At 59.9% G+C, this 20,366-nt stretch carries 10 protein-coding genes; 1 reads left to right on the top strand and 9 read right to left on the bottom strand.

All coding sequences use genetic code 11. The features are described 5' to 3' along the window. Nucleotides 1-26: 26 nt before the first annotated feature. The 4 genes from XARJCFBP2528_RS07100 to XARJCFBP2528_RS07090 form a co-directional block, all read right to left on the bottom strand. The gene (locus XARJCFBP2528_RS07100; protein ID WP_232618376.1) at nucleotides 27-1,184 is read right to left on the bottom strand and encodes a tetratricopeptide repeat protein; all 1,158 of its coding nucleotides are present in this window, start codon (nucleotides 1,182-1,184) and stop codon (nucleotides 27-29) included. A 317-nt stretch (nucleotides 1,185-1,501) separates the two neighbouring features. Beyond that, on the bottom strand, nucleotides 1,502-2,146 hold the full coding sequence (locus XARJCFBP2528_RS07095) for a hypothetical protein (protein ID WP_016903056.1): 645 nt from the start codon (nucleotides 2,144-2,146) through the stop codon (nucleotides 1,502-1,504). Between the two features lie 59 nt (nucleotides 2,147-2,205). Further along, complete coding sequence (locus tag XARJCFBP2528_RS22200; protein ID WP_080591346.1) at nucleotides 2,206-2,592, bottom strand: hypothetical protein; 387 nt, start codon at nucleotides 2,590-2,592, stop codon at nucleotides 2,206-2,208. Between the two features lie 3 nt (nucleotides 2,593-2,595). Next, nucleotides 2,596-4,422, bottom strand: a complete 1,827-nt coding sequence (locus XARJCFBP2528_RS07090) for a hypothetical protein (protein ID WP_047124540.1) — start codon at nucleotides 4,420-4,422, stop codon at nucleotides 2,596-2,598. A 433-nt stretch (nucleotides 4,423-4,855) separates the two neighbouring features. On the opposite strand from XARJCFBP2528_RS07090, the gene XARJCFBP2528_RS22195 reads away from it, so the two are divergent. Further along, the gene (locus XARJCFBP2528_RS22195; RefSeq protein ID WP_026064932.1) at nucleotides 4,856-5,140 is read left to right on the top strand and encodes a hypothetical protein; all 285 of its coding nucleotides are present in this window, start codon (nucleotides 4,856-4,858) and stop codon (nucleotides 5,138-5,140) included. A gap of 182 nt (nucleotides 5,141-5,322) precedes the next feature. Here the strand turns inward: XARJCFBP2528_RS22195 and XARJCFBP2528_RS07085 are convergent, their stop codons facing one another. The 5 genes from XARJCFBP2528_RS07085 to XARJCFBP2528_RS07065 all read right to left on the bottom strand — a co-directional run bounded on the left by XARJCFBP2528_RS07085 (nucleotide 5,323) and on the right by XARJCFBP2528_RS07065 (nucleotide 20,307). After that, a complete protein-coding gene (locus XARJCFBP2528_RS07085; RefSeq protein ID WP_016904997.1) occupies nucleotides 5,323-5,628 on the bottom strand; it encodes a hypothetical protein in 306 nt (101 codons plus the stop codon). A gap of 10 nt (nucleotides 5,629-5,638) precedes the next feature. Next, nucleotides 5,639-12,145: a LysM peptidoglycan-binding domain-containing protein gene (locus XARJCFBP2528_RS22190; protein ID WP_162200819.1), complete on the bottom strand. Its 6,507-nt coding sequence runs from the start codon at nucleotides 12,143-12,145 to the stop codon at nucleotides 5,639-5,641. 161 nt (nucleotides 12,146-12,306) lie between these two features. Then, on the bottom strand, nucleotides 12,307-13,326 hold the full coding sequence (locus XARJCFBP2528_RS07070) for an IS5 family transposase (RefSeq protein ID WP_047124271.1): 1,020 nt from the start codon (nucleotides 13,324-13,326) through the stop codon (nucleotides 12,307-12,309). Between the two features lie 52 nt (nucleotides 13,327-13,378). Next, on the bottom strand, nucleotides 13,379-14,263 hold the full coding sequence (locus XARJCFBP2528_RS24100; protein WP_230673945.1) for an RHS repeat domain-containing protein: 885 nt from the start codon (nucleotides 14,261-14,263) through the stop codon (nucleotides 13,379-13,381). Continuing rightward, nucleotides 14,260-20,307 (bottom strand): hypothetical protein, encoded by a 6,048-nt coding sequence (locus tag XARJCFBP2528_RS07065; protein WP_248802049.1) that lies wholly within the window; start codon nucleotides 20,305-20,307, stop codon nucleotides 14,260-14,262. The genes XARJCFBP2528_RS24100 and XARJCFBP2528_RS07065 overlap by 4 nt, the downstream gene beginning before the upstream one ends. Nucleotides 20,308-20,366 lie beyond the last annotated feature (59 nt).

Genomic DNA, 20,366 nt, shown 5'->3' with positions numbered 1-20,366 from the left:
CGGTGTCGGCGTCCACAAGCGGGCCTTCAATGCGCTGCTGCAGCGTTGGACGACAACCGGGCACGCAGGCGTCGCGCCATCTCTGGCGGCGTTTGCGCGCCAAGCGCGTGAGCACCTGCCAGTGCACCCTCGCGCATCAAGGCCGCAAATACAGCCTCCGATTGCGCCTGCTCGCCATTGTCTGCAAGCAACAAAGACTGCGCGTAGCGACCGCTGATGCTGCCGGGATCGAGCTTTAGCGCGCGCCGCAGATGCGCTTCGCCTTCTTCGCGCTGCCCATCCAGCAATGCCACCACTGCCAGGCCACCGTGCGATTCGGCAAAGTTGCGATCCAACGCGTATGCACGCCGGTAGCAAGCATCGGCTGCCAATCGCTCGCCATCCAGCAGATGCAGCCAACCCAATGCATGCCAGGTACCGATGTGGTCCGGCATGGCCTGTGTTGCCTGCGTCAGCAATACCTTGGCTGGCGCCAAGGCGCCCTGCAACATCTGCGCCTGGCCCAAGCCAGACAGTGCCCGGCCCGACATGGGAAAGCGCTTCAGCGCACGCTCGAAATGTATCCCTGCCGCGGCGCCGTCCTGCGCGTACAGCGCTAGCGCACCGGCGGTCAGTAGCGCTTCGTGCTGATCCGGAAAGAGCGCAAGACAACGATGTGCCTGTTCTACGGCACGCGTTGTGTCGCCTGAATCCAGTGCGCACAGCGCACTCAAACCCAATGCGGTTGGATGCTGTGGAGTGAACGCCAATGCGGCGGCAAGCGCCTTGTCGGCGGCTGCGTAATCGGAGCGCATCAACGCGATACGAGCGGAAAGCACAGCGAACTCCGCGTTATCGCCGTGACGTGCGCGCGCCTTTTGCAGCGTGGCAGCGGAGCCGTCCAGATTCTGTTGGCACAGCTGCGCAAAAGCGATGTCATGGTCCAGGGCAGGCGCAGCATGGCGTTCAGCCAGTGGCTGCAAGCGCGCTTCAGCTTCCACATAGCGGCCAGCCAACAGGTCCAGTCGCGCTGCGCGGAATTGCACGCCTGCGAGCGATGCTGTATCGGCCGGCAATGCGGCAATCACATCTTCTGCGCGTGCAGATTGACCCGTTTCGATCAATGCATCGCACAGCTGACAGGCAAGTTCCGGATTGGCCGGGTCTTTTGCCCAGTAGGCAGAGAGTTTATCGACAGACGGCATCGCCACATCCATGAGACGCAGACCACCATGCCAGGCCAGACGACCTAGAGAACGATGGGTAAAACCTTGGTTCGTTTTGGACCCGCCGTTGCAGCGCTCGTGCGTGGCTATCGATCCTGATAGTCACTCTCCCCCGAAGCGAGCCCGTCGTATCCCCCTGTGATGACGATGTGAACTTTACGTCCTCCCCCGGGAGGTGTGTCAAGCGCTGGCATAGATTGCAATGAAAGATTTTTGCGAGGCAATCGTCACACTTTCAAAGACGGAGCCTATTGATCAGTTCGCTTCCGCCCGGGCCAAACGCCGCTGCCAGCCCTTCAAACCCCTGCTTCCCCGGCATCAAACGCATTGGCCGTATCGACATGGTCGGTAGCTGCCTTGGCGTCCAGCACATCCCGCCCCCGCATAGACCGCCGGTCATCGACCTTGTCACCCGGCGTGTTCTCGCGCACCGACAGCAGCTTGCCCCAGGCATCGTAGGTGCTGGTGCTGTTGCTGGTTTTGAAGTCCTTATGCGTGCTGGTGCCGATGACCTGCTGGGTGAGGTAGGTTTCCGCACCCTGGTAGGTGTAGCGGTAGGTGTGGGTATACCCTTCTGGCGTGGTCATGCCACTGCCTTGCTCGTTGCGTACCAGCGAATAGCGGTAGCCGCGCAGGCGGCCGGCGGCGTCGTAACCGGTGGCCGGCGTGCCGTCCTGGTAGTTGACCACGCTGAGCAGCTGCAGCCCTTCCAGCCCGTCGTCGGGCATCGGCAGCGGGTTGCCGTCCTCGTCCACCGGCTGATACACCCCGCCCATCGGGATGCCGTAGGCGGTCTGGCTGATCAGCCGGCCGTCGGCGTCGTAGCTGCTGACATCGATGCGCTTGGCAGAGCCGTCATCGGCGTACTGGCGACGCTCCAGCAAACGCCCGGAGGCGTCGTAGCGGCTGGTCTCCAGCAAACGGGTGACGTTGTCGGGCAAGATTGCTGGACACGTACATCCAGCACTGGTCATTATCGAAAATAACAAACTTTAATTAACTACGCGGCAATTTCCCTCCACATTACATAATCCGGGAACGGAGACTTCCGAAGAAAACAGCAAAAAACCTCTGCAACTTCCTCAGAAGAAAACCATTCATCAGATCGCATAATTAATTCACCCCCTCCAAAGGCCAGTATGGTCCCATCAGGAAATACTTTGCTTTTAATAGATTTGTACCCTCTATATTGTTTATTTAATACCCCGTCCATCCTCTCTAACATACAAGTCACCCCACCACCTGCAACCTGCACGTACTCACCATCTTCATTGTCTAAAGATGCAAATGATTGCGGCCCGTAACTCCTTAATTTTCTTATTGCTAACTTTACCTTTGCTTCATCAGGTTCACTTATCTTATCTCCACCCTCTATTTCGAATATCATTTATTAACCTCCAGAAGGAAGATATACAGTATACGATCCCACCAATTTTTCTCCAGCTATACGACCTCTTCCTTGAGCGCCAAAATTATTTACATACTTATCAACAAACCTCTGATACGGCGTTGGGGTCGCCCCTCCACTTTTAATCTCCAATCCAAATAGTGAACCATCTGCATTACGAGTTACAACGTCATACTTTCTTATGCCTACGGGTGTTACCACCTCCATCTCAGTGCCGACAACTTTGACACCATTTGTTTGTAAGAAATTAGCAAATGAGACCGCATTAATGGTACCAGGCGCGGGAGCCCCCCTCACACTGACAAACTTCCCATCAGGGGTACGGAAACTTCCATCTGGATAAGATCTCCCAAACCTGACCCCCACGCTGCCAGCCTGCGATCGCCCAAGCCCACTGGCACCAATGTCATCAATCATCACGCCATAGTTGCCGTATCGGTTCATGGCCTTGCCGACCAGCAAGCCGCCGGCAAACTCTCCACCCAAATTCGCGAGAGGACGGTAATCGTTGTCCACTACGGCTGCGCCGGCACCGTTGCCAATCGCGGTGCCCAGACCAACGGTGGCGGCGTACAGCGGATTGTGATCCAGCGCGAACTGGTCCCACGTCTGGCCTGAGCGTTCGTAGTCACGCGACATGCCGCTGTTCATCTCAGGCAGCCAATAGTCGCCCTCTTCTCTAAAGAGGTTTGTGGTCACTGCTGCTGCAGCCAACACCATGTCGCCCACCCGCAGCGGTGTATCGGCAACTTCGCGCCCAACCCCTACAAATGCATTGCCGACGCCCTCAACAAAGGAACTTGCAACTTCCCATCCGCTGATGCTGTTGGGCTCGACCGGAATGGCCTCCCGATTGACCGCCATCGGCGCCACCGGCTGTGCAGTCGCAGGCGCCATGCGTGCGGCGTTGATCGCACCGATATCCAGCGCGTTGCTGCGTTGGAATGCTCCTACGTCAATGGCATTGCTACGGCGACGGTCGGCACGGATGTTCTCCACCGTCTGTGCACCGACCGCACGCATCAACGCTTGGTCATGCAGTTCTTGATCGCTTGCGCGGATCTGGATGCTAGATATGTTGCTGCGCGTGGCTCTGACCTCGACAGTGTCCAGCGTCAGCTCACCATTACGGTCTCTAACATATCTGCCAGGTGCTCCACCTCCGTTGTTGGATGCAGTTGCGGTGTCAGGATCAAACAAACTTGTGCTGGAGCTCTGTGTCAACGAGTTGACCAGTACATTGCTGAAAGCATCGACTGCCAGATCGATGTAATCGATAGACCCTCTGCGCAAGGAAGCACTGACCACGCCCCCGGTGATACCGGCCACGGTTGCTTGTCCATACTTCATCGTGTCCACACCAATGGACCGCGCAATCGTCGGCGCCAGTTGCTGCGTGATACCCGCAGTCACCGCGCTAGCTGCCACGCTGCGCCAACTGAAGCTCGCCTCGTTACCCACCAATCGATTCGCAAGGTAGTTACTGACATTGCCGACTGCTGCCGTGCTCATCGCACCGACGACGGGGCCCACACTCGCGGACACGGCGGTGCTGAAGCCGGCAGTTGCCGCGCTCGCGATGGAACTTGCCGCCACATTGCGCCAACTGAAACTCGTCTGGCCCATCGCGCTGCCAACGCCCTGACTGGCGATTGATCCTGCTGCACCCGCAACAGCGTAGGTAGCAGCTGAGGCAGCAACTGCACCTGCAGTACTGGATGCCGCGCTGAACGCCGCAGCGAAGTAGCCGCTCGTCGCTCCTGCAGTGAAGTACGTCACCACCACGGCCACAACCACCATGATGATCATCCCCAACGTGCCGCACCCCGCTTCCCATCCACGGCCGCGAGCAGCATCGTTATCGCTGTGGTCAATCCCGCAGCCGGGTTTAGCAGCCCGAACTCTCCGAGGCGCACCGGCGCCCATCGATCGATGACAGGCGTTTTTTTATGTCTGTTGTTTTGTGCGATGGGCACATGCTTGCCAGTTTTATGGCGGGCGGTGCGCGGAGGCCGCAAGGCCTGCCGGCCCTCGGACCGGTCTGCTAACCGCGCATCGTCCGTCACCTGCGTTTAGCAGCGCGGTGACGGACTCCATCCTATCCGAGGAGTCCAGCATGACGCGCTCAAGATCCGCTCGTTCAAGCGTTAACGCATCACCATCGTCTGTCGACCGACAGACCGAGACTGACAACGTCCAATCCAAACGCAGCGACGCACGAGAGGATGTTTTCTTCCGTCGTCTGGCCGAGGCACGAGGTGCGGAAGGCAGCAATGGCATTCACTGGTCAGACCTTCCGATGAGCTTTGGCCTCGCCCTGCATTGCGCTCATCTGGACCACTGCGTGCTCGGCCTGCACGGGCTGCTGGAAGTGTTACATGCGAGCGAGGGAGCCCACCAAGGTGGACAGCCTGGGTTGGATGGTGATCTGACTGATCGGCTGTTCTATGCATCGCGTGCGCTTGCTGCATCCGCAAAAATTGCTATTCATGCAATCCAGGACCGGATTGCGTATACGGCCGATTGATGGCGGCTATTAAAATCTATCCAAGCGCCACCAACCCCAAACTAATTACCAAATTAATTTGGTCGTCGAATAAACAACTCTCCTACACGCCACCATTAAAGTGGAAATTTATGTTGTCTCAGTTCTTCATAAAATCCTCCCGAAAAATCGGGCGGATTTTTATAAAAAATAAAAAATTTAAATCAATAGTTTCTTTTAAATATCAAATCTTGGAAATCCTGCACCAAATGAGCACCTCTATATTCGTCACCATTTTTGTATGCAGTTAACGCCAGATCAAGCAACGACGCCAAGTCCTTGCGCTTCTTTTCATCCGCCATTTCTGGCTCAATAAAATCGATACCTCGACGAAGCTCATCAAAAGCTCTATCCAAGTTTAGCTGTTCCTCCGGAGGAAGAAAGTCCAAAATCTGAAATTTATCTGGGGCGCGCAAGACAACAACGCCGATAAAGTCGTAAAGCGAATCGATATTTTCAACCCAAGCCATTTAAATTTCCTCAAGGCCAAAAGCTATAACTACCACCAACTTCCTGGGGGCGCACAATAGTTATCCTATCCCCACCAGAGTAATTACTGAAACGCACAATTTGTCTGTCAGTAGCGTACTTCATACCAACTGTTGCATCAAGAATTAATCCAGAGCTCGGAATTCTAATGTCTGGCCGAGCATACAAGCCGGAGCCCGCAGGATCACGCAGCCAACGATTCATTTGCACAAAACCATTCGCCCCTTCAGGTATACCTTCTGACTTGATCCACATTCTATAGTAAGCAGCACTTTCACGATCAACAAAATCACCTATCCGAGTGTTTGGGTTACCGCGCAACAGTCCTTGTGCCTCCCTGGCACTTGCTAGTGAGTACGCATCATCAACGAAACCTTGGTACTTCCGGAAGCTTGCTTGCCCAAACTCTTCTGCTGTGATGTAACCAGAGTTGCCGATTCGCGGGCCGATGAAATCAGTCTCAACCAAAGTAGATTTGGTCGAGACAGACAGCGAAGTATTTGTAGGAGACGACGGAATTCTCGACGGCACAGGTGACTCGACACCCTGCTTGGCGACCTGAATCCCAGCAAGATCCCACATCGACTGGGTCAGCTCTGCATTGCGCACCGCAGCTGCATTTGCATTGGACTGATCCGCGCCAAATCCACGTGCAGTCAAGCTTGCAATTGCAGCACTCGGATTGTTCGCACTCGCCTCCTGCGCGGCGAGGAACTGGTTCCATTCCGCTTGCTTTTGCAGGGCAATCGTAGAATCACTTACCTCGCCCAGACGTCGACCCATGCTATCGAACTGGTTCATCTGGGGAACCAACCCATTCTCCAGCGCCGCTAGTTGGCGTCCGTAAATCGGCTCAGCTCTTCCCAGATACTGTTGAGATTGGCTGATGTAATCAGTTAACCCTGCAGGTGGCGCACTCCATCCAGCGACTTGCCCGCCGCGCCCGGCACGCTGCATATCATTCCATTGCTGACCAGCAGGATTCCAGCTGTAGAAATACCAGCCATGAGGCGAGTACTTGTCAGGAACCGCGTACACCGTATCCATTGTGGGGATTGCTTGAGACTCTTGAGTCCCTGCAACGTTGATCGCATTGCTGCGGACGTCCCCACTCCCTGAAGCCAACGGCCAGAATTCCTCGGGCAATGCCATTCCAACCCCGCCGCCACCGCCATTAGATGCAAGCAAGTAAGTCGGCTCATCGGAGAACGCTTGTGTGTTCTGCGACCTGGTTGCCAATGCTGCCTGACCACGCTGCATCAGCGCGCCATTGACTGCATTACCGAATGCATCGACGAACACGTCCTGATAGTCGATAGCGCCGCCCACGATTCCTTGACGCACATGCGCGCTCACGATGCCACCAGTGATGCCGGAGACGATTGCCTGCCCATTCTGTGTTGAATCGACACCGATGGACCGGGCTACCGTGGGCGCCAATTGCTGCGTGATGCCCGCCGCAACCGCACTGGCGGCGACGCTCTTCCAGCTGAAACTGGCCTCGTTGCCAACGAGCTTGTTGGCAGCGTAGTTACTCACGTTGCCGACTGCTGCCGTTGCCATCGCACCTACCAGGGGACTGGCAACACCGCTCATCATTGAGCTAAATCCTGCAGTTGCTGCAGCCGCCACTGTGCTGGCCGCCACATTGCGCCAGCTGAAACTGGCCACGCCCATCGCGCTACCAACTGCCTGGCTTGCCACGCTGCCCGCAAATGCGCCGGCTGTTGCCCCAACAAACAACGCCGTGCCCCCAAGGCCACCTGACAGCACTGCAGCACCCGTCGCCATTGCGCCGGTTGTTGCGGCAGCACTAGTTGCCGCAACGGCAGCGGTTGTCGTGGCAGCGGCAGCGGTAGTTGTTCCTGCAGTACTTGCAGCGGCAGCAACGGCCGATCCCGCCGCACCGGCCGTATAAATCGTCACCACGATGGCCACCACCACCATGATGATCATCCCCAACGTGCCGCACCCCGCTTCCGGCGGCTTGGGGATGTATGGCAGCGATGGCGTCGTCGAGCCGATCGCCTCGCTGGCGTTGAACGGCTTGAACGTCGTGGCGTCGTTGGTGTTGGCCTTGACGTCCGGCACGTTCAACGTCGCACCGGCCACCAGGCCGCTGTCGTCGTCGATGGCGTTGGCTTCGGCCAGCACGTACCACAGGTTGCTGTTGCCGTAGAGGCGTTGCGCCAGGCCGCGCAGCGTGTCGCCGGCCTGCACGGTCACCTTGTAGGTGCCCACATCGGTACTGGCATAGGCGTTCATCTGCCCCAGCACGTCGGTCTTGCCATCGTAGCGGCCGGCGGCTACGTACTGGCCGTTGGCGAACGCGTACTGCTCGGTGCGCAGGCGCTCGGCATCGTCCTGCTCGAACACACCGTTCTTGAACGTGCCCTCGGTGCGGCGCAGGATGTTGCCCTCCGCATCCATCGTGAAATACCGCAGCCGGTCGTCGACCTTGCCGCCCGGCGTGTTCTCGCGCACCGACAGCAGCTTGCCCCAGGCATCGTAGGTGCTGGTGCTGTTGCTGGTCTTGAAGTCGCGGTGCGTGCTGGTGCCGACCACCTGTTGGGTGAGGTAGGTCTCTGCACCCTGGTAGGTGTAGCGGTAGGTGTGGGTGTAGCCCTCCGGCGTGGTCATGCCACTGCCTTGCTCGTTACGCACCAGCGAGTAGCGGTAGCCGCGCAGGCGACCGGCGGCGTCGTAACCAGTGGCCGGCGTGCCGTCCTGGTAGTTGACCACGCTGAGCAGCTGCAGCCCTTCCAGGCCGTCGTCGGGCATCGGCAGCGGGTTGCCTTCCTCGTCCACAGGCTGATACACCCCGCCCATCGGGATGCCGTAGGCGGTCTGGCTGATCAGCCGGCCATCGGCATCGTAACTGCTGACATCGATACGCTTGGCCGAGCCGTCATCGGCGTACTGGCGACGCTCCAGCAGGCGCCCGGAAGCGTCGTAGCGGCTGGTCTCCAGCAAACGGGTGACGTTGTCGGGCAGGGTCTGCACGATGCGCACCACCCGGCCCTGGTCGTCGTAGAACAACTGCTGGCGCTTGAGCACCCCGTTGTCGTAGGACTGGCGCAAGGTGACGTTGCCGTCCTTGTCGTAGCTCTGCAGCGAGCTGGTGTCGTCGTTGGCGATGACGATCCTGCCGGCCTGCAGCACGCCGTTGCTGACCGTGACGCGGTTTTCCTTGTCGTAGTCGAACCAGTACGCCTTGTCGACCGGCAGCTCCTTGATACCGGGTTCGACCGGTGTATAGGTCCACTGGAAGTCGTCCACCCACAACGGGTTGCCGCCGGCGCCCTTGAGCGCGCTGGCACCGATGGTCATGAAGGCCGCACCCGGCGGCACCGTGGCGGTGACCGAGGACTTGTGCCAGGCACCGCCGGAGCCGCTGTCCACGACGTTGCCCGAGGACCACGACGAGCCCAGGCCACCGGGCAACATGTTGCCGTCGGCGTCGTACCACACGATCAGCACTTGCGCAGAGGCATCGCCGGCATCGGAGGCACCTTGTTGCACCATTACGCTAGCAGTGACGCTCTTGCCCGGCACAACGGGCACGCGCTCCTGGTTGGTGATGCTCTTGGGGCCGCTGTTGGAACCGTTGAACTGCGCGCTGAAGGTGCCGGTATAGGCATCGCCGTTCGGGCCTTCCCGACCGATCGTCCAGCCTTCGCCCAGGTCCCAGTTGGTGCTGCCCTGCTCCATGCCGGCGTTGATTGGGGCCGGGTTGGGGATGGGGCCGATGGTGAATTGGAAATCGTCCAAGCGCATCGCAGCGCCTGGACCTCTACGGGCGCTGCCAGCGATCGACATTGCCACCGCACCAGGCGGCACGACGGTGGTCACCGACGACTGCTTGTAGTCTCTGCTGCCACTAGTGACCAGATTGCCGCCTGCCCACGACTGGCCTTCTCCACCGGGCAACATGCTGCCGTCGGCGCCGTACCAGATGATCAGCACCCGCGCCGTGGCATCGCCTGCCTGTGCCGTGCCTTGCTGCACCATGACACTTGCCGTGATCGTCTGGCCGACAGTCACTGCCACACGCTTGTTGTTGGTGATGCTTTGTGGCCCCTTGTTGGAACCAGTGAATCGCGCACTCCATGTGCCAGTGTTGGCATCACCGCCAGCACCATTCTGGGTGATGGCCCAACCTTCCCCCATGGTCCAGCTACGACTGCCTTCTTCGAAACTCGCATTGGAGGGCTGCTCGCCCGCCGGGTTGAAGGCGCTGCCCATTTCGACCAGGCGGCGGTTGCCAACGGCGTCGTACGAATAACGCACATCGAGCAGACGGCGCTGCGCCACCAGATCGTCCTGGGTCACACGCTCGATGCGGTTGTGCGCGTCGTAGCTGGTGCGCGTGGAGACATGCAACAACTGGTTGTTGGCGTCGTAGCTGGTGGTTTCTTCCAGCGTGCGGTTGCCGTTGGCGTCGTATTCGTAACGGGTAGCATTGACCCTTCGCGCACCGGTGGCGGGGTCGCGAGAGGTGCTTGGCTCTTCGACACGTGCAACAAGACCGTCGGCGTTGTAGAAGTAGCTGCGTTTGCTCTCCACCAATGGTGGCATCGGCGGCTCTGGCTCGCCCGGATCTTCAGGAATTTCGGGGTCTTGCTCCATTTGCGCAGATGCATTGGCTGCGCGTTGCAATCCGAACTGCATGTTGCTGATCGACACAGACAGCAGCTGGCCCGAGCTCCAGTCGTAGGTGTAGTCGTAATCCAGACCACTCAGATCGTTATGGTCGATGACACGATTGAATGCATCGTACTTCCAGGTCTTCTCATCAAAGTAGACCTGCTCGCCATCACGATCGAACCTCCAGTCCCAGCCCTCTGCAGTACTCTCGCTATTGACCCGCGCCAGCGCCAGCGCATTGCGCTCCCTGATCTTGTTCCCGCGCAGATCGTAGGCGTACTCCATCACCACGCCGGTAGCACTCTCCGAACGGATCATCCGGCCCTGGCTATCATAGGACGCCTTGGTCACCTTGCCGTTGCCGTCGATGCTGACCAGACGATTGCCGTCCTGGTCCAGCACATAGCGCTCCATCTCCTGCCAACTGCGTTGCCCATCGGCCTTGTTGCCGTTGTCGGCCCACACCGCGACCACCCGACCTGCAGCATCCACCTGCTTGAGGGTCAGGGTGCCGTCCGCATCGGACGACAGGGTCTGGCGGCCCAGCGCGTCGTAGCGATAACGCGTAATGCCGCCCGTGGCATCTTCTTCACTCGTCATTCGGCCACGGACGTCGTAGGTATAGCGACGACCATTGCCGTTGGCGTCGCGCGTGCCGACCAACTGCCCCATCGCGTCGTAGAACCAGCGCATCACGGGACGCTCATAGGTCGTTACGCCGGTAGCCGAAACCACCTTCACTTCCGGTGCCGTCTGCGAGATCAGCTGGTTGGCGTCGTTGTACGCAAACGAAGTCTCATTGCCGTTGGCATCCCTGACCCAGGTCTGGTTGCCCCAGCGGTCGTAGGCGTGCTGCGTGACCACATTTGGAGATAACTCTCCGTTGCCCTCACCTAGCCGCGTGCGCGTGCGGACACGGCCAAGGCGGTCTAGCTGGAGCGAGGTTTCTACATAGCGGCCGCCCTGCGACTGCCAGCTGGAATCGCCAACATAATGCGACTCGGAGATCTGACGATTGCCGGCATCGTAGGTGAAACGACGATCGACACCATCAGCATTTGTCCAGATGACATTGCCGTGCTCGTCGTATTCATAACCAATTGTTTGATCTACCTCGGCACCGGCCGAATGGGTGTCCTTGACCGTGATCTCACCGAACGCGTTGTACTCCACGCGTTCGCTAGCCTCCACGACCTCGTCAATACTCTCGCCACCTACGAAACTCTCGCGGAATGACTGCTTGCTGAGCTGGCGGCCGGTGTTGTCGTAGCTATAACGCGTACTAAGCCAGGCCCATTCGCCCAGCTGTTCCGCCGCTTGCCAGGTGTAGCTGAACTTGCCGCTCTCTGATTGCGAGAATGACGCATAGCTAACCTTGCGACGCTCTTCCAGCACGCGGTCGGCCGCATCGAAGGTGCGCGTCAGCTCGTTACCGAGTACATCGCGCTGCCAGACATTGCGTCCCTGCCAGTCGTAACGGAAGGTTTGGGTGACCCAACCGGCACCCTCGGCACCGCTGGATTGCTCGACCAGATTGCCGAATGCGTCGTAGCGCATGGTCGTGGTGGGAACGACTGTCTGATACAGCTTGGTATCGTCGATTCCGGAGAAATCGCCGCTCGCCAGCAAGCCCGTTGCAGCGGCGCTTACCACAGCACGATCGCCTTCACGTGTGGCCACCACGCGACCGAGCGCGTCGTAAGCCATGTTGACGGTCTGGTTACTGATGCGCGATTGGGTCAGCCGACCTTCGGCGTCGTAGGTATAACTATTGGTGAGCGGGCCGACACTTGCGGCGCCAAATCTATCCTGTGCGCGGCGCGTCACCGTCTCGGACGTCTTGCGTCCCAAGGCGTCGTAGACATAAGGGCACCTCGAACAACCTCGATTCTGCCGTTTGAGATGTTCGGTAAGGCGACAGGCCCCCCTCGCACCTGCCGGTCGAAGGGGCGCGAAGAGCCGACCCATGGCATTTCAAACCCGGATTGCGGCCTGTCAGCCGCCGTTTCCGCTCACGCCGGCACGATCCCCTGGCTCTGCAGCCGCGCCAGCCTCATCAGGTTGTGTGCGGCAACCTTCAGGCCGATCACCACCTGGGCTCGCGCCAGGCCAATCGTGCGCAGGCATTTGCCTCCCTGTTGGGCGAGTCGGGCAAACGGATGCTCGCCGAACGCCCGATCCTTGGCGATGCGATGGTTCCGACGCTGCTGGGCCAGGCTCAGCGGCTTGTCCGTCTGCCCCTTGTGCTGGATGTCCGCGCGGTAGCCTTGTCGCCTGAGTTCGGTTTCCCGAGCCTGGCTGGCATAGGCGCTGTCGGCCCGTACCGTGCGCCCGGTGTTGACTGGATCGAGCAGCGTCTCGAAGTGCCGGCTGTCGTGCACGTTGGCCGCACTCACCTCGTGCCGCCGGATGAACCCCCAGCGCCGATCCGTGTTGGCGTGCAGCTTGTAGCCGTAATGGGCCTTGCCGTGCTTGAGCGTCCAGCGCGCCTGCACGTCCTTCTGCCGCCGCTTGGCATCGCTCCAGTCCTGCACAGCCTCGCCTCGCTTGATCCGGGCGTTCTCCTCGCGCGTATTGCGCTGGATCGGCGCGCTGACGATGCTCGCATCAATGATCTGTCCACCCCGGGCAATGAACCCGGCCCGCTGCAACTGGCCGCTCACCGCCGCGCTGATGTCGCCGATCAGATCGTTCTTCTTGAGCCGCTCACGCCACACCCAGATCGTCTTGGCGTCAGGCACCTTGCCGCTGTGTTCCAACCCCAGGAAGCGCTGGAAGCTGCGACGGTCCAGCACCTGGTACTCCAGCGCCTCGTCGGACAGGTTGTACAACTGCTGCAACAGCAGCAGCCGGATCATCAGCTCCGTCGGCCACGCCGGGCGACCGCCCTTGGCACCCGTGCCCAGGCGAAGGTGGCCATCGATCACCGCCGCGATCGCGACGAAATCGATGTGCCGCGACAGCAGCTCCAGCGGATCGCTCAACTGCTGGCGCTTGGCTTCGCGCTCGGCCCCGGCAAACAGACTGATCATCGGCTCTTACCCTGGATGGCGGTGGAACTATGATGCCAAGGATCGGGGGTTTTTAGAGCTGCCCATAAGTCGTGCTGCGATCTCTATCCGAGAGCTCGACGTTACGCAGATCTTCGGGGTCGGCTTCGACGATCGGGTTGGCATATTCGGTCCGCTTGGCAAGTTGACCAGTCGCCGTGTACTCGTAGGTGGTGACGTAGCCTTCCGGATCCGTCCTCATCACTTCACGGCCATTGTCGTCGTAGACGTGGTACGTAATCGCATACGTGCCGTACCCGAGATCGCCGTAATTGCCCCAGGTATCACGTTCGAGAAGGACAGCTTCCTTTTTCAAATCTCCGAAAGCATCGTAATAGAACGTAGTGCGTGACGTCGCATTCCAATTCAGATCCTCCTCGACAGGCTCCTGACCCCAGAAGGTGGCCTGCATATCGCCGGACGCTCTTGTCAGTGTTGGCTGTACAACAGGCATCGTGCCGACGCTTGATTTACGGCCGGCGCGATCATAGAACGTGTAAATCGTGCGGTCGCTGCTTGAACTCATCCAGTGCAGATAACGGCCAATGGATTCCGGATTTGGGTCAGCCATATCGGTCGATATGTCTGCCTTGTAGGCATGACGCGTGAGCCGCGATTGGTCTCCGAACGCGTTGTATCCGTAGCTAATGACATAGCCTTCCGAATCTACATCGTAGGCCAGCCTTCCCTGCGTATCGTAGGACTTATAGCTGTACTTGCCACGCACATCCTTCTGCATGACCGCATTGCCGAAGGCATCATAGGTAATCTCGACGGTGGCACTCTCGCCGGACGCCACCACTTCACCCTTGGCATTCAAACGGCCTGCATCCGGGAAGATAGTGCGGATCTGATGGCCGCGGTTGTCGTATTCGTAGCGCGTGACACGCGGGCGGCCACCATCGGCATCCTCGATCATCGAGGTGACATTGCCCGACCATCGTAGGTGTACCGCGTGGCGAGGCTACGCTGCACGCTGGTCACGGTTCCGGATGCGTCAGCCGTGGCGACTGTGACCGAGGGGCTGAATTGGGCAGTCTTGTTGCCGGCAGCGTCGTATGTGTAGTTCCATACCGCACCATTGCGATCCTGGTGACGAATCACGCGTCCTGCACCGTCGTAACCGAAGAACTCGACCTTGCCCAAGCGATCTGCCTGAGAGATCACACGGCCAGCAGCATCGTAACGGAACGATCCGCCCTGATAGTTGGTGGCGTCGGCAACGCTCGCTTCAACCTCTGCCAATGTTGCCGGCGCGATAGCCGCCAACGTCGCGTAGCTGCGCTTGTCGATCACGCGCCCCATCGCATCGTATTTTTGCTCGGTGACCGCGCCACCGGCATCGATCGCAAAACGCTGCCTGCCTGCAGCGTCGTAGTAATAGTCTCGACGGCGGATCAGGTTCTCCCTGGTTTCATACGGACCAAGCTCTGCCAGCTCTCCTTCCAATCGCTGCCCGACATCGATCCAGGAATTTCCCAAGATCGGCTTACCGCCGTCGCCCGGAGCCTGGATGCCCAGACCATAAACAATTTCAGACGACAGCTCACCTGTCGCGGTATACGCATACGACTTTACCGAAAGCTTTCCATTGTCTCGATAACCAAAGCGATACTCGCTGATTGTCTGAAGCTCGTAAATGACCCGGCCAGCTCCGTCGCGGATGTAGCCCACCTCGCGATAGCCATAATCTTGGTTGTTCGCTAGGTCGAGCTTCGACTCCGTGTAGTCTCCGCTTGTATCATCCGCCTCATATTCACCGAGATCGAGCCGCTCGCGCACGCTTTTACTGATGCCTTGGCTCGTGTATTGATCAAGGTCTATTCTCTGGGAATAGTCTCTACGTCCGGAGAGCAGCCCGGATTGATTATAGAAAAATTCCGTAACCGCGCCAGAACCGTCCACGGTCGCCGCGATGGCTCCGCTGGCGTAGTACGCTTTCCACTCGACGGCATCGCGCCCGTCCAGCTCCACCTCAAGGCTGTCTATGTTCGATTCACCGCTTTCGAGCGCCAGTCTCTTGGTGCTATCGATAGCGATTGGCCAAATATGCCGGGTCGTTTTGACCTGGCGCCCCTTGGCATCGTAGATGTACGAGGTAGTCGCACCTGCGCCATCGACGTTGAACGCAACTTGGCCATCTGCGTTGAACACCATGTATTGCTGCTGGTCCAGCACATCGTTAAGTACAACCAGCGCCTGTATCTGTGCGCTTGTCGCCTGCAGCGTCGTGCTGCTCAACGCGATCGGCGCAACATACGTCCGGGTTGCCACGATGCGGCCCGCCACATCGTAGCGGCTCTCGGTGACAGCGCCGACGCCATCGATCTGGAATCGCAACCGATTGGCTTCGTCGTAGGTGTAGCGCGTCAGACTGCCGCTAGCGTCCTGACGTGCGACAAGATTGCTGTTGGCATCGTAGGTATAGGTCGTCGTCAACGCGAGCTTAGTCGGGTCGACCACCTCTCTGACGCGCCTGCCGGCGGCGTCGTAGGTATACAGAGTGGTCCGCGCCGCGGTCGTGCCTGCGGCCTCGACGATGGAGATCTGCCGGCCGAGTTCGTCCCACGCGTAGGTGGTCTTGATCGCAAGCCCGCCCGGATCAACTATCGATTCCAGCAATTGACCTGAAAGGTCGTAGCGGAAATCGATGACCGTTCCCCTGGCATCCACCACGCGCAGCTGGCGCCCGAGCGCATCGTATGTGTAACGGGTGGAAGGACTACTCGCCAACACCTCAAAAGAACCGGTTTCCGGATTGAAACCCCAATTCGGCCGGATGCTTGCGATCTGCCTGCCGGCATCGTCGTAGACGTAATTGAAAACTTGCCCGGTTTCATCGCTGGAGATGAGTCGCCCGGCATCGTCATACTGGCGGTTCTTGTTGACCACGCCGTCTCTCCACGACACCAGCCTGCCGTTTGCGTCGTATTCGTAACTCGCCGGCTTGGCTCCTTCCACTTGCAGCAGCTCACCGAATTTGGTGTAACGCGATCGAGTCACCACACCCAATGCAGAGGCGGTCTGCACTTCCAGCTCCGTATCGTCGTAGCTGAAACGTGCGGTGTTTCCGGTTGCGTCGGTGATTTCCAGCGCGCGCGCGAATGCGTCGTAACGGGTGGTCGTGGTCTCGTCGCGCCCTTCCACACGGCGCGAGGTTTGAATGAGCCGTCCATTGTTGTCGTAGGCAAACGTGCTGACGCCCCCGCGCGCATCGGTCTGGCTGACCGCGCGCCCGAAAGCATCGTAGCGAACGCTTTGCGTCAGATTGAGCCGTCGCGTCCCTGCGTCCTGCACGGTCTGCAACTGCAGGCCACGACGATCGTAGCTGTAGGTCGTGACCATACCACGCGACGTGCCGGCGGCACGCTCCACTCGTTCGAGCTGGCCAAATATGTTATAGGCCTGCAGCGTACGAACGCCGAGCGTGTCGGTGGCAGTAATGACCTGACCGTTTGCGTTGTAGGTAAATTGCTGGCGTGCGTCGTTTGCGGCAGTGAAAGACAGGGTACTGAGCGCGTCTTGCAGGCTCTGACGGCTGTTGGGCACCGCCAGTTGCAGACGTCCGACGTAACGAATCTGCTCGGTCTGATCACCAAAAGCGTTGTAACGCCACTCGGTGATTTCAGCCTGCGCATTCTTGACGCCTTCCGCACTGGACATGCCTTGCGCGCTGTAGCGTAGGCGTCCCTCTCCATCATGGATGAACCAGGTCGCCACCCCATTGGGGTTGGTGCTGCGAATCATGCGCCCCAGTGCGTCGTACTCGTAATGCGTGGCGTAGCGGGCGATCAATTCCTGGCGTTCCTGATCGGACTGCGCCTGGAATAATTTTTCCGAGCCGACACCATCGAGCTCGGTGATCAACTCCCCGAATGCATTGTAGAAACGGTTGTTTTCCCGCGTATTGACTGTTTCCCAGCCCCATTCGTCTGTACGCCGGTCTTCACTGACAGTGTGTGCCAGACGACCCGCCGCGTCGTACGTGTAACGCGTCACCAGGCCACTCCTGGAAATCTCTGTTTCCAGCTGACCCAGTCCATTGAACTGCCGGCGCTGCTGCCGGTAGACGGATTCGTCGGCCACCGCAGCAACCTGCTGGCGAATGCTCGCCCAGTCGCCTTCTCGCGCCGATTCAGCAACTCGCTTGTAGTACGACAAGGTGGCACGGCTGTTGCCATCTTCGTCGAACACGTATTCGGTGACGTAGCCTTCCGGATCGAGCTGGCCGACCAGATTGCCGCGCCGGTCGTAAAACAGCCGCGTGGTCTGGTCGGCGCCTGCAACAGCTGGACGCAGCTGCTGCAGCGTACCGGCTGCCCGCAGGGTGGACGTGGTTGCGGTGGCGTAGGCCGTGGTACGGATCAGCCGCCCGGCCTTGTCGTAACCGCGTTCGACCAGAAAGCCTTCTGCATCCAACGTCGCCGTCAGCAGGCCCGAAGCATCGTAGAAGTTGCGCGTGACCCGCGCGGTGGCCCCCGTCCCGATACTGGCGGTAACCAGGCGTCCCGCGCCATCGTAGGTGTAGCGGGTGACCAAACCCACTGCACTGGTTTCGGTGAGCACGCGGCCAGCGTCGTCGTAGCTGCGACGGGTCACGCGGTCGTTGGCGCTGTCGAGCTGCAGCCCGATCTGCGACACCAGCGTCGGAACCACGGCGCCGTCGACCAGCCAGCTGGAAGTCGTGACGCGATTGGCATACGCCGTGGTGGCGACCACCCGGTCCGCGCCATCGTAGCTGTAGCCGATGACGGTGCCGGTGGCGTCCACCTGAGCCGCCAGCCGGCCCTTTTCGTCGTAGAACTGATAGACACGCCCGCCCAGCGCATCTTCGGATGCGCGCAACAGGCCGGCGGTGTCATAAATGTAGCGTTGCGTGCGCGCGGCGCCGTTAGCAGACGGATCTTCCAACGTCGTCGTCGTCGTTCGCCCTGCGCTGTCGCGCACCTGGATCTGTGTCGCCCCGGCCGTCTGTGCGATGGCGATGCGTCCCACGCTGTCCAGATATTGATATGTGGTCGTGCGCGTTGGCGGCGGAATGGGCGGGTCGACGGGCGGATCGACCGGATCTGTCGGATCTGTCGGATCTGTCGGATCTGCTGGATCCGTTGGATCAACAGGCACTACCGGAGCAGGAGATCCAATGCCAGTCCCGGGACTCTGCACGGTACCCAACAGGCGACCCATGCCATCGTAGGAGTAATCCACGATCTCGCTCAGCACCGGCGCTTCGACGGTGCCGCGCACGGTGGCCTTGCGCAACAGCAATCCCTGGCCGTCGTAGGTCGACAATGTTGTGAGCGTGGCTTGATCGCGCACACCCGCACCGTTGGCGTCCACTTGCGCGAAGGCAACCGTCAGTGCCAGACGCCCATTCGGGTCGTAGCTGTATTCGACCAGCGAGGTGTCTGCCAGCAATGGCGCAGCCCAGGCCTGCAACGCCGCCTCGGTGTAGGTCGTGCCGGCGTAGCTTGCATTGGCAAAACTGCGCGTACTTGCCAGCTGGCCGATCCCTGTGCCGCTGCTCGCATAGGCCAATGCGCTCACGCGGCCTTCGGCATCGACGACATAGCGCAGTCGATCCTGGCTGTCGTAGACGTAACGCGTGCGTAGCGCCCCTGCGACCGGCGGCTCTGCGGTGCTGAAATTGGTGGTCCCGGCGAGATAGCGGGTTTCGGAAAGCAGCTGGTTCTGCGCAGAGTAGGCGCGAATGGTGACCTCGCCAGCTCTATTGGTCTCGCGCAGCAGGTTGCCGCTGGCGTCGTAGATGTAAGTCACCTGGGTGAGCACGGCACTGCCGCGTGCCTGCCTGGTCGAGAGCAGGTTACCTGCCGCGTCGTAGGTGTAGCTGGTGACGTCGCGTTGGCCGCTCACCGGCGGGGCGAGGACTTCCAGCAGTTGGCCGGAAGCGTCGAAGCGATAGCTCCAGGTACGCCCTGCAGCATCGGTGATGTCGGTCTGACGCTGATCGCTGGCGTAGGCCAGGGTGTACGCCTGCGCTTGCGCGCCTTCGCCATACGCAACGCTGGCCAGACGTCCATCGCTTTGATAGCTGTAACGGGTGACCACGCCATCGCTCTGGCGCACCGAGGCGATCCTAAGGCTGGTCGCATCGACATAGCTGTACTCGGTACGGAACAGGAGGCCATCGTTGGCCGCACGGTCCGCCGTGTTCCAGACGTTGTCGCTGTCGTCCTGCGGCGTCAGATCCGTTACCACGGCAGTCAGCCGCCCCTGGGCGTCGTACTCGTACGCGATCTGGTGCTGGATCACGCCGGTCTGGCGCGTGCCCACCGATGCAAGCCGGCCTTGCGCATCGTAAGAGAAGACGAGCGCATCGCTGCCGCTGGTGCCGTCGGCCTGCACGACCGCACCGATGCGGCCATCCACGTTGTACACCACATCGAAGGCTGCGGAGGCGCCTCCATCGGTGGTTCCAGCGATGATGCGCAGCAGCCGCCCCTGCGCGAGCGCATCGGCATGATCGGCGAAGATTTCCTGACGGCGTGTACTGCCCTCGGTCAGGGTCCAGGTCTTGGACTCGGCATCCCAGGAGAGCGTGTCGTGCGCACCGGCGCCTGCGGTGGACACGTACTTGCGTGTGGTCGTGTCGTATTGGAACTCGGTGGTGCTGCCGTCGCCTTGTTGCAGGCGTGCGCGCGAACCGGAGGTATTGAGCGTGCCGACCAGGCCGACCTTGCGCTCGAATCCGGTCAGCCAGCCATCGGCACCGACGTCGGAGAGCTGCCCCAGGCTGTTGTAGGTGCGGTTCAACCCGACCGACAGACCACGGAAGTTCAAGTGCTCGTCGGCGGCCTGCAACACCAGATTGCCTTGGGCCACGTTGACGTATTGCCGGTCGCGTCCTTGACCCAGCGAGGCGGTACCACCGGTCGTCGCCCCGAGGGCAGCCAGGGAGCTATCGAACAGTCCCAGTCCATTGCCCGTAAACACTGCCACCATGCCCCTGCTCCTCTGGATTGTCGTGGTCGGCGTTTTGCCGCCGTTACCTCCCTACAATC

It is taken from the genome of Xanthomonas arboricola pv. juglandis (genome assembly GCF_001013475.1).
GTDB classification, from domain to species: Bacteria; Pseudomonadota; Gammaproteobacteria; order Xanthomonadales; family Xanthomonadaceae; genus Xanthomonas; species Xanthomonas arboricola.
Note: the sequence above shows the minus strand (reverse complement) of the source record. Positions and strands in the feature narration are given on the sequence as shown.

Coding starts and splice junctions, on each gene's coding strand:
- XARJCFBP2528_RS07100 (WP_232618376.1), bottom strand. CDS start 1,184: ATGCCGTCTGTCGATAAACTCTCTGCCTACTGGGCAAAAGACCCGGCC.
- XARJCFBP2528_RS22200 (WP_080591346.1), bottom strand. CDS start 2,592: ATGATATTCGAAATAGAGGGTGGAGATAAGATAAGTGAACCTGATGAA.
- XARJCFBP2528_RS07090 (WP_047124540.1), bottom strand. CDS start 4,422: ATGATCATCATGGTGGTTGTGGCCGTGGTGGTGACGTACTTCACTGCA.
- XARJCFBP2528_RS07085 (WP_016904997.1), bottom strand. CDS start 5,628: ATGGCTTGGGTTGAAAATATCGATTCGCTTTACGACTTTATCGGCGTT.
- XARJCFBP2528_RS07070 (WP_047124271.1), bottom strand. CDS start 13,326: ATGATCAGTCTGTTTGCCGGGGCCGAGCGCGAAGCCAAGCGCCAGCAG.
- XARJCFBP2528_RS24100 (WP_230673945.1), bottom strand. CDS start 14,263: ATGATCGAGGATGCCGATGGTGGCCGCCCGCGTGTCACGCGCTACGAA.
- XARJCFBP2528_RS07065 (WP_248802049.1), bottom strand. CDS start 20,307: ATGGTGGCAGTGTTTACGGGCAATGGACTGGGACTGTTCGATAGCTCC.